The organism is Nocardia pseudovaccinii NBRC 100343 (genome assembly GCF_001613225.1).
GTDB classification, from domain to species: Bacteria; Actinomycetota; Actinomycetes; order Mycobacteriales; family Mycobacteriaceae; genus Nocardia; species Nocardia pseudovaccinii.
In genome coordinates this window covers 1-9,840 of the sequence record NZ_BDBY01000093.1, presented here as the reverse complement: position 1 = coordinate 9,840, position 9,840 = coordinate 1, and the positions used below count along the sequence as shown (strand labels likewise).

Annotated in this window: 10 protein-coding genes and 1 pseudogene; 10 read left to right on the top strand and 1 reads right to left on the bottom strand. The window is 66.8% G+C overall.

Features of this window, described 5'->3' with window-relative positions:
- The first annotated feature begins 2 nt into the window (after positions 1-2).
- From NP3_RS10105 to NP3_RS10060, 10 genes are all read left to right on the top strand, one after another.
- Positions 3-902: an SAM-dependent methyltransferase gene (locus NP3_RS10105; RefSeq protein ID WP_063040017.1), complete on the top strand. Its 900-nt coding sequence runs from the start codon at positions 3-5 to the stop codon at positions 900-902.
- Positions 899-2,158, top strand: a complete 1,260-nt coding sequence (locus tag NP3_RS10100; RefSeq protein WP_063040015.1) for a cytochrome P450 — start codon at positions 899-901, stop codon at positions 2,156-2,158. The genes NP3_RS10105 and NP3_RS10100 overlap by 4 nt, the downstream gene beginning before the upstream one ends.
- A complete protein-coding gene (locus NP3_RS10095; protein ID WP_063040013.1) occupies positions 2,155-2,892 on the top strand; it encodes a thioesterase II family protein in 738 nt (245 codons plus the stop codon). The genes NP3_RS10100 and NP3_RS10095 overlap by 4 nt, the downstream gene beginning before the upstream one ends.
- An 8-nt stretch (positions 2,893-2,900) precedes the next feature.
- Positions 2,901-4,631 carry a fatty acyl-AMP ligase gene (locus tag NP3_RS10090; RefSeq protein WP_063040022.1) on the top strand — a complete coding sequence of 577 codons (1,731 nt, stop codon included), beginning with the start codon at positions 2,901-2,903 and terminating at the stop codon, positions 4,629-4,631.
- A gap of 4 nt (positions 4,632-4,635) precedes the next feature.
- Complete coding sequence (locus NP3_RS10085; protein ID WP_063040011.1) at positions 4,636-5,091, top strand: PaaI family thioesterase; 456 nt, start codon at positions 4,636-4,638, stop codon at positions 5,089-5,091.
- A gap of 5 nt (positions 5,092-5,096) precedes the next feature.
- A complete protein-coding gene (locus NP3_RS10080; protein WP_063040020.1) occupies positions 5,097-6,305 on the top strand; it encodes a cytochrome P450 in 1,209 nt (402 codons plus the stop codon).
- 30 nt (positions 6,306-6,335) lie between these two features.
- The gene (locus tag NP3_RS10075; protein WP_063040010.1) at positions 6,336-7,151 is read left to right on the top strand and encodes an alpha/beta fold hydrolase; all 816 of its coding nucleotides are present in this window, start codon (positions 6,336-6,338) and stop codon (positions 7,149-7,151) included.
- 142 nt (positions 7,152-7,293) lie between these two features.
- Positions 7,294-7,515 carry a hypothetical protein gene (locus NP3_RS10070; protein WP_063040008.1) on the top strand — a complete coding sequence of 74 codons (222 nt, stop codon included), beginning with the start codon at positions 7,294-7,296 and terminating at the stop codon, positions 7,513-7,515.
- A gap of 216 nt (positions 7,516-7,731) precedes the next feature.
- Positions 7,732-8,433 carry an SDR family oxidoreductase gene (locus NP3_RS10065; protein WP_063040006.1) on the top strand — a complete coding sequence of 234 codons (702 nt, stop codon included), beginning with the start codon at positions 7,732-7,734 and terminating at the stop codon, positions 8,431-8,433.
- 28 nt (positions 8,434-8,461) lie between these two features.
- Positions 8,462-8,884: a tautomerase family protein gene (locus tag NP3_RS10060; protein WP_063040003.1), complete on the top strand. Its 423-nt coding sequence runs from the start codon at positions 8,462-8,464 to the stop codon at positions 8,882-8,884.
- 74 nt (positions 8,885-8,958) lie between these two features.
- On the opposite strand, the pseudogene NP3_RS46605 reads toward NP3_RS10060, so the two are convergent.
- A pseudogene (locus NP3_RS46605) lies at positions 8,959-9,812 on the bottom strand (serine hydrolase domain-containing protein).
- Between the last annotated feature and the right edge of the window lie 28 nt (positions 9,813-9,840).

Sequence of the window (9,840 nt, the reverse complement as noted above, 5' to 3'; positions counted from 1 at the left end):
CCGTGTCCGCGACGATCGGCGACGATCGCGCTGATGCGGCTGCGGCCGCGATCCGGCACCACTACGACGCGGGCAACGACTTCTATCGGCTATGGCTCGATGCGTCGTTGAGTTACTCCTGCGCGATGCGCGAGAACGACACCGACACCTTGGAAGCCGCCCAGGAACGGAAAATGCGGTTCCATCTGGACGCGATCGGCGCCGACAGCGCCGCGGCGGTGCTGGACATCGGGTGCGGGTGGGGCGCGATCCTGCAACGCCTGTCGGAGCAGCATGCGGTCGCGCGGTCGGTCGGGCTCACGCTCAGCGCCGAGCAGGCCGAGTTCGTGGGGTCGCGCGACCTTCCAGGCGTCGAAGTGCGGCTGCAGAACTGGGTGCACTACGAGCCGGACATCCGTTTCGACGGCATCATCTCGATCGGCGCCTTCGAACACTTTGCCCGGCCGGATGATTCGCCCGCCGAGAAGATCCGGGTGTACCGGGAGTTCTTCACTCGCTGCCGCAGCTGGCTGAACGACGACGGCGTGCTTTCGCTGCAGACGATCGCCTACGCCAACATGGAACGCGAGCGGGCGAGCACGTTCATGCAGCGGGAGATCTTCCCGGACGCGGACCTGCCGACGTTCGCCGAGATCGCGGCCGCGGCCGAAGGCGTCTTCGAGGTCCGTTCTCTCACCAATGGGCGTCTCGACTATGCATGGACCTGCGAGGAATGGGCGCGCAGACTTCGGGCGAACCGTGCCGAAGCCACCGAGATCGTCGGCACCGAGGTGGTCGCTCGCTACGAGCGCTACCTCAAGCTCTCCGCGCTCGGCTTCCGGATGGGCAAGATCGGCCTGCTGCGACTCGTGCTGGCACCCTATGGCGGCGGATTCTTCGGCCGAGGAGTGCGGGCCGGATGACGGTGCGAGCACACGATCAGGCCGAGCCGATTCGCCCCCGAGTCCGGTTCAACCCCTTCAGCGCGGAGTTCCGCCGCGACCCTTACCCGCTCTACCGGGAGCTTCGTGAGGCACAGCCGGTGCACAAGACACTGGGGATGTGGGTGCTGACCCGGCACAGCGATGTGCGTGGGGTCCTGCACGACCGCTCGTTCAGTGCCGGACTGATTCCGCGGCTGGTCGGCGAACAGGCCGAACGACTCGGGCAGCACAACGTCGCGCGGATCGAGCGGCTGGGCCGGAAGTCGTTGGTGTTCACCGACAACCCGGATCATGCGCGGCTGCGCGGACTGGTGAATCGCGTGTTCACCGCCCGGGCGATCGCCGACCTGCGCCCCCTGGTCACCCGGGTCGCCGAGGATCTGATGCGGCAAGCCTGGAAAGCGGGCGGCCTGGACGTGATCACCGAGTTGGCCGCGCCATTGCCGGTGACGGTGCTGTGCGAATGGATGGCCCTCCCCGGCGACCTGCGCGAACGGGTCGGCCCATGGACCCATGACATTCGGTTCCTGCTGGAACCAGGGCTGATGAAGGCCGAGGACTTCGCGCGCGTCTGTGCGGTGGTCGAAGAGTTCGCCACCGCCCTGGAGGGGGTGCTCGCCGAGCGCCGATCCCGGCCCGGCGCCGACCTGATCAGTCGGCTGCTCGCCGCGCGCACCGCGGGCGGCGACATGCTCAGCGACGAGGAGCTGATCTTCGTCTGCATCATGTGTTTCGTCGCGGGCAACGAGACCACGAAATCCTTGATCGGTAACGGTGTGCTGGCACTGCTGCGGCATCCGGCTCAGGCCGCGCTGCTGCGACGCAGGCCCACGTCGGTCAGGGCCGCCGTCGTGGAGGCGCTGCGTTATGACTGTCCGCTCCAGCTGACCAAGCGTCTGGCCACCCGCGACGCCGACATTGATGGGAATCGGATTTCGGCAGGCGACCAAGTCCTGGTGTGCCTGGGAGCCGCCAACCGTGACCCTGCCGTCTTCGACCGACCCGACGAGTTCGATCTGACCCGCACCGCCGGGGACCATCTCGCCTTCGGCCACGGCATGCACGGTTGCCTGGGTGGGCTGCTCGCCGAACTGCAGGCGGAGATCGCCTTCGAATACTTGTACCGGCACTCGCAGGATCTGGAACGACAGGATGGCGAGTTGGCGTGGCAGGACCACAGTTTCATTGTTCGTGGGTTGAAAAACCTACCGGTCACACTCCGGAGCGTCCGATGACCGTCCTGCGATCGACGAGGACGTGGCTGCGGCCGGAGCGCGCCGAGGCGCCCGTTCAGCTGGTCTGCGTACCCCACGCTGGCGCGGGCGCGTCATCGTTCAACCGTTGGCTGGGCCTGTTCCCGCCGGACATCGCCGCGGTCCGGGTCCAGCTCCCCGGCCGAGAGGATCTGTCCGGCGAGCAGGCGCTGCGCCGCGTCGGCGACGCGGTGGACGGGTTGATGCCGCAGCTCGGGCAGTTGGGCGGTGCCCGAGTGGCGATCTACGGCCACAGCATGGGAGCGCTGGTGGCGTTCGAGCTGGCCCGCGCGCTCGCGGCGGCGGGCAAACCTGCGATGCACCTGTTCGTGTCCGGTCGCCGTGCGCCGCAATTGTTTTCGAGCCGCACCCCGATTCACCACCTGGCCGAGGACGATTTCGCCGCGGCGCTCACCTCGATGAACGCATGGGGTGCGGCGGGACGCAGCGTCGCCTTCCTGCGCTACGCACTACCACTGACCCGCGCCGACCTGGAGCTCTCCGAGGAATACCACTATCAGCCGCTGCCCAGGCTGGGCTGCCCGATCACGGCGTTCTACGGCACCGAGGACCCGGTGGTCGACCCGGCCGAGATCGCGGCATGGCACGAGCTGACCAGCGGCGCCTTCGCGATCCACGGGTTTTCCGGCGACCACTACTTCCACCATCGGCATCGAGTGGCCATCGCGGCGGCGATGACTGCCGCACTGTTGTGAGGATCGACGTGACGCACCCAATCCTGCTTCCCGACATCCTCCAGCGCCGTGCTGTCGACGAGCCGGACCGGACCGCCTATGTGTTCTTGGACGAGAACGGTTCGGAGACAACCACACTGACCTATCGCGAATTGCACGACCGGGCGCTGGCGGTGGCCGCGGAGCTCGGATCCCGGTGCGCGCCGGGGGATCGCGCCCTGCTGGTGTTCCCGCAGAGCCTGGATTTCATCGTCGCGTACTTCGGTTGCCTCTACGCGGGCGTCATCGCGGTGCCGCTGAATCCGCCGCGCCGCGACAAGGTGCAGGAGGCGACGCGAGCCGTCACCGTCGACTGCACGCCCGTCGCGGTGCTGACGCTCGGTGCGATGATCGCGACGCTGCGACCGGCGCTGGCGCCGATCTGCGCGGCCCGGCATTGGCTTGCCGTTGACGAGTTGCCCGCGGCGGGGGCGGGCGGCACGCCCACCGTCGCCGAGCTCGATGCCGTCGCGTTCCTGCAGTACACGTCCGGTTCCACCGCGGCGCCCAAAGGGGTCATGGTCACGCATCGGAACTTGATGGCGAACGAGGAGATGATTCGGCGGGCGTTCGGCCACGACCGGGATTCGACGGTGGTCGGCTGGGCGCCTTTCTTCCACGACCAGGGTTTGATCGGCAACGTGCTGCAGCCGCTGTATGTGGGGGCGACCAGCATCCTGATGTCGCCGACGACGTTCATTCGCAGACCGCTGCTGTGGCTGGAGGTCATCTCCCGGTACCGCGCGCACACCAGCGGCGGCCCCAACTTCGCTTTCGACGCCTGTGTCGCGCGTGCCGCTGGAGAGCTGCCCGAGTTGGATCTGAGCAGCTGGCAGGTGGCGTTCAACGGAGCCGAGCCGATCCGCGCCGAGACGCTGTCCCGGTTCGCGAAAACCTTCGCACCGTACGGGTTCGATGCCCGGGCGCTGTATCCGTGCTATGGCCTGGCCGAGGCCAGCCTGCTCGTCGCGGGCAGCCGCAAAGGGCGCGGTCCGCTGACGTCCGACGTGGATCCCGGTGCACTCGGCCGCGGTCGCTACGCCGATGCCGCAACGGACCGGGCCCGCACCCTTGTCGGCTCGGGGCGTGTGCTTCCGGAGCAAGAACTGCGCATCGTGGATCCCGAAACCGGGCAGCTCTGCCCGCCGGAACGGATCGGCGAGATCTGGGTGTCGGGAGAGCATGTCGCACAGGGCTATTGGGAGAAGCCAGAGGCGACGGCCGAGACCTTCCACGCGCGATGCGCCGACGATCGCGCACGAACCTACCTGCGCACCGGCGACCTCGGTGTCGTGGTGGACGATGAGCTGTATGTGGTGGGGCGGCTCAAGGACCTCATCATCGTTCGCGGGCGGAATTATTACCCGCACGACATCGAACATACCGTTCAGTCCGCGCATCCCGCGCTGCGGATCGGCGGTGGTGCGGCGTTCTCGGTGCCCGGTCGTGACGGCGAGAAACTCGTTGTGGTGCAAGAGGTCAAGCGTGAGTACGCCCCGAAGGCCGACGTGCCCGACATCGTGGGCGCGATCAGGACCGCGGTCGTCCAAGAGCACGAACTGGCCGTCGGCGAGGTGGTGCTGACCACGGCTGGCCAGGTGCAGAAGACCAGCAGTGGAAAGATCATGCGTTCAGCGGCCAGAAAACGGTATCTGGCAGGCGGATTCGGGACCTGGTCACCGCACGGCGAAGAACCCGCGAAACTTCGAGCAAGGAGCTGAGCACATGCAGATCTGGCAAGCGGAAAACCCCGATTTCGAAGCGGCCGTGACGGGCGCGGTGCTCAGCATGCCCGCTGCCCAGCATTTGGGTTTCGAATTCGGGCGGGTGGCTCCCGGCGAAGCCGAGATAGTCCAGCCGCATCGCAAGGAACTCACCCAGCACGACGGGTACTTCCAAGGCGGCGTGCTCGGCTCCCTGGCGGATTTCGCCGCCGGTTCCGCGGCCGGGACCCTGCTGCAGCCGGGCTGGGTGAACATGACGATCGACTACACGGTGAAGATCCTCGCCCCGGCGAAGGGCCCGAAGGTCGTCGCCCGCGGCCGGGTGATCAAGCCGGGCGCGCTCATCACGATCGCCGCGGCAGATGTCTACTCGGTCGACGGCGACAGCGAAACACTCTGTGCCACAGCACTTGTGACCATGCGAAACGTGAAGCTGTTCAAATCGGACCGGGAGTAGTGGCCATGACCTCCGACGCATTCGTGTTCGACCCGTTCGCCGCTGGCTTCGCCGCGGATCCCTATCCCCACTATGCCCGGCTGCGCAGCACCGCACCCACGCACGAGCATCCGCTCGGGTTCTGGATCGTATCGAAGTACGAGGATGTCGCCGGGCTGCAGCGCTCGGCGCAATCCGTCGACGAGCAGTACTTGACCCGGCTGCCGTCGTGGAAGAGCGACAGCGGCAAGCTCGGCAAAGAAAACCGCATGATGCGCGGACTATCCATGCTGGACCGGGATCCGCCCGATCACACCCGCCTGCGCCGCCTCGTCGCCAAGGCATTCACGACCCGCGCGATCGACGCGTTGCAGCCGAGGGCCGAGGCCCTAGTCGACGCCGCCCTGGACCGCATCGCCGAGGCGGGCACCGCGGATGTCGTTGCGGAACTGGCGTTTCCGGTGCCGTTCGGGATCATCTCGGAGATGCTGGGTATCCCGGTAGTCGAGCACACCCGGCTGCGTGAACTCACCGCGATTCTGGTGCTGGCATTGGAACCCCTTTCCGATCCGGACCTGCAGGCCAAAGTCCGCTCGGCCAACCAGGAATTGTTCGCGATGGTCGGCGAATTGGTCCGCTGGAAACGCGCCACACCCGGCGACGACCTGCTGACCAGGCTGATCACCGCCGAACACGAGGGCGATGTCTTGAGCGAGGACGAACTGGTCGCCCAGGTCATGCTGCTCTACATCGCGGGCCACGAAACGACCGTGAATCACCTCGCGGGCGGGATCGCGGCCCTGCTGCGACATCCCGACCAGGCCCGACGGCTGCGGGAAGACCCGGGACTTGCCGACAACGCCGTCGCGGAACTGCTCCGATACGACACCCCGGTGCAACTGATGCGCCGGATCACCGTCGAACCGCTGCCTATCGGCGGCGCGGAGATCCCGCCCGGCAGTTTGGTGCTCGCCTGTGTCGCCGCCGCCAATCGCGATCCGGAGTTCTGGGGCGCGGACGGCGACGAATTGCGCCTCGACCGGCCGAACGCGCAGCAGAACCTCTCGTTCGGTGCGGGCATCCACCGCTGTCTAGGTGCGGCGCTGGTTCGGCTCGAGGCCCGAGTCGCCTTCTCGCACTTCGTGGCGCGCTTCCCCGACGCTGTCATCGAGGAGCTGCGCTGGAACGGCAGGATCAATGTGCGTGGCCCCGCCGAACTATCGATCTCGGTGTAGCGCAAAGTTTTTCGGGAGACGGACAGACTCGTGCCGACACTGATGATCGATGGCGCACCGATCGCCTACACCGACACCGGAGCCCCGACCGGCCGCCCGGCGGCGGGTACCGTGGTGTTCGGCCACGGACTGCTGTTCGGCGGCTGGATGTTTCAGCCGCAGATCGAGGTCTTGCGCGCGCACTACCGCTGCATCACGATCGACTGGCGAGGACAGGGCGCGACTCCGGCAACTGCTCGCGGCTATGACATGGACACCCTCACCGGCGACGCCGTGGCGGTGCTCCGGCACCTCGAGGTCGCTCCGGTGCACTGGGTCGGGCTTTCCATGGGCGGCTTCATCGGGCAGCGAATCGCGGCGCGGCACGCAGCGCTGCTGCGCACACTGACGTTGCTGGACAGCAGCGCCGAGCCAGAGGATCCGACCAAGATCGGCGAATACAAGCGGCTGGCGCTGGCATTGCGACTGTTCGGCGCCCGACCGATTCTCGGCAAGATCGAACCCCACCTTTTCGGTCCGAGTTTCCTCGCGAATCCCGCCAACAGACCCGCGATCGACAAGTGGGCCGCCCGTCTACGGCGCTGCGATCGTGCGGCCGTGCGCAAGGCGGTCCTCGGCGTTGCCGATCGTGCGTCGGTCGAGCATGAGATCACCGCCATCACGGTGCCGACGCTCGTCGCCGTCGGCGCCGACGACACAGCGACGCCGCCCGCACGATCCGAGCGCATCGCCGAGTTGATCCCGGGCGCTCGACTGCACGCCATCGCCGATTGTGGCCACACCAGCAGCTTGGAACAGCCGACGGCGATCACGGAACTGCTACAGGATTTCCTCGGCAACCATTGACGGATCCTGACCACCGGCGATGCGTCGACCAATTGACCAGCGGGCAGACCACCGGACAATATGAATCATGGGTGTCTGTCAGATGTACGAATGTCGAACTGCTCGATGCCTGTCGGGACGGACAGCCTGACGCGAGCATCGAGTGCGTGACGAATCCGATGTGGCGCAGGCGCGCGTCTTCTATCGATTGCTCGAAGCCGAGGCCGCTGCTCTGGATGCGATGCTGCGAACTCAGCTGACCCGGCGCGGGGCACCGCGGGCGACCACCGAGGCCCGGTTGCTGGATCGGGAAGTGCGCGAGGTGCGCCGCTGCCTGGCTCAGTTGCTCGACCGATTTCCGGAGTTGGGCTCGAACGAGCGCTGAGATCCGCGCGCGGACGCCATCCGCCCATTCGCGTCGATTCGAAAATGTCAGCGATATCGGGGCATCGCACGGGTGCTTCAGCTGCGCTCGCGCCACCCACTGCCGCTGACCCGCCCCGTCGAATGCCGTGCTGGATTCCTGCGGTGTCGCATCGGCAGAACGTTGGCTATGGTTTTATATAGTCAGATGCCACGCGAACGAATCAGGAAGGCAGACATGACCAGAATCGAAGGTGCTATCGCCCTGGTGACGGGTGGGCAACGTGGCCTCGGCCGAGCATTCACCGAGGAACTCCTGGCGCGTGGCGCGGCCAAGGTCTACGCCACCGCCCGCAAGCCCGAGACTGGTGATGACGCTCGCATCGTCCCGCTCGAACTCGAGGTTACCGACCCGGATTCGGTTGCGGCCGTTGCGGATCGGGCCACCGATGTGAACATCGTCATCAACAACGCCGGTGTACTGCGCCCAGCGCCGCTACTGCATGCCGAAATGGCCGATGTGGTCGAAACATTCGAGACCAACGTCTTCGGTCCCCTGCGCATCGCCCAGGCCTTCGCCCCCATTCTCGCCGCCAATGGTGGTGGCGCACTGGTGGATATTCATTCCGTGCTGTCCTGGAGCTCCGGAGCCGCGGCCTACGGTGCGTCGAAGGCCGCCCTGTGGTCGCTGACCAACTCTCTGCGCATCGAACTGGCGGCACAGGGCACCCAGGTCGTCGGTGTCCACCTCGCCTTCGCCGAGACCGATATGGTGACGGCCATAGATGCCGTGAAGCTCAGCCCCGCCACGGTCGCCGCCGCGCTCGCCGATGGTCTGGAACAGGGGGCGAACGAAGTTCTCGTCGATGAGTTCACCCGGCAGGTGAAGGCCTCCCTCTCCGGTCCGGTCGAAAGCCTCGTTCTGCCCTTCCGTCGCTGAGACACCGCTTCACCCAAAGGAATTCGCCATGCCGCTCTGGCACATATACCACCCCGCGAACACCTACACCCCCGAGGACAAGCAAAACTTCGCCCGGGACATCACCGCCTACTATGCCCGCGTCGGCCTCCCGGAGTTCTACGCCGTGGCCCTGTTCCACGAACTCCCCGCCGACTCCTTCTACGTCGGCGGCAAACCCACCGCCGCCTCGGTGCGCATCACCATCGACCACCTGGCCCGGCAACTCGACGACCCCGAAATGCGAAAACGCATGACCCGCGGCCTCGACATGCTCATGGCCCCCTATACGCACGACCGCGGCCTGTACCTCGAATTCAATATCAACGAGGTCGCCCGCGACACCTGGATGATCGCCGGGCTCTTCCCGCCGCCGATCGGCAGCGATATCGAGCAGGCCTGGGCCGAGGAGAACAAGCCCATCCCGTACTGAAGCCGGAATGGCCGGAAGACGGCGCGGCAGACGGGAGTCGGTGCCATGGCCCCGGCTCCGCGGGGCTGGCGCTGTCAGGTGGTCAGTGCGCCGTAGGCGGCGATGAGGATGCTGAGGGCTCGCATATTGTCGTCGGTGCATAGCATCTGGTTCATCACGTAGGACGCGGTCATGTGGTGCTCGACATCGACGAGGACCAGGGAGCCGCCCCAGCCGCCCCATGAGCAGGTGCGACCTTCCAGGCGGTAGCCCATCCCCCAGCGGATCGGCCGTTGCAGCACACGATCGCGGCCGTGGAACTGTTCTTCGAATACGCGGTCACAACCGGTCTGCGACAGCAGCCGAACACCACCGGCGCTGCCGCCGCAGGCGAGTATCGATTGGACCGCGGCGACCGAGCGGGCGTTGCCGTGACCGTTGATGGCCGGGATCTGCGCGCGCCGCCACGCCGCGGTGCTGGCGTCGGACACTGCGAGCGTGAATCCCTCAGGGCGGTCGCCCTCGGGTGCGGGGACGAGCGCGGCGACGCGATGGTCGTGCTCGGGGGCGAGTCCTATGTGGAAGTCCGCGCCCAACGGCGCGGCCACGTCCTCGGCGAAGAATGTGCCCACGCTGGGTCCGGTCACCCGGGCGATGAGCTCACCGACGAGGAACCCGAAGGTGATCGAGTGGTAACCCGCTTCGGTGCCCGGTTCCCATCGGGGAGACTGTCCGGCAAGACGCGCGCGGTGACCCTCGGCCAGGAGTACAGGTCGGCGGCGGCCACGGGGTGGTCGAATTCCGGCAGGCCCGCGGTGTGAGCGAGTAGGTGCCGTACCAGCACAGCGTGTTTGCCCGCCGCCGCGACCTCCGGCCAGTACCTGGCGACCGGCGCGTTCAGATCGAGTTCGCCACGGTCGGCCAGAATGAGCGCGCACAATGCCAGCATCGTCTTGGTCGTCGACCAGACGTTGACG